This window comes from Streptomyces niphimycinicus, assembly GCF_018883605.1.
GTDB classification, from domain to species: domain Bacteria; phylum Actinomycetota; class Actinomycetes; order Streptomycetales; family Streptomycetaceae; genus Streptomyces; species Streptomyces niphimycinicus.
Genome location: NZ_JAHLEM010001376.1, coordinates 1 through 322, shown reverse-complemented (window position 1 = coordinate 322; position 322 = coordinate 1). Strand labels below are relative to the sequence as shown.

General features: G+C 79.5%; 1 pseudogene. It reads right to left on the bottom strand.

Features of this window, described 5'->3' with window-relative positions:
• Positions 1–322 (bottom strand): annotated as a pseudogene (locus KN815_RS49800) (hypothetical protein); the annotation flags it as partial.

Sequence of the window (322 nt, the reverse complement as noted above, 5' to 3'; positions counted from 1 at the left end):
GGGACGGGCGGGCTCGGGGCGGGTGGCGGGCAGCGCCGTCCCGCCACCTGTCACCGCGCGGGCCAGGGGCGCCCGCTCCACGCCGTCCTCGGGCAGCCGACCGGCCAGCCAGAGCGCGTCGAGCAGCTCCTCCCTGGACAGTTCGAGACCGCTGGAGGCGAGGACCACCATCGCCTCGCCGAGCCGCCCCAACCGCTCGGCGCCGCCGCCCAGCCCGGCGCGGTCGTACCCGGCGCCACCTTGCTCGGCGCCGCGCGGCTCGGTGCAGTCGTACCCGGTGCCGCCTTGCCCTGCGCCGTGCGGCTCCGCGCCGCCTTGCCCT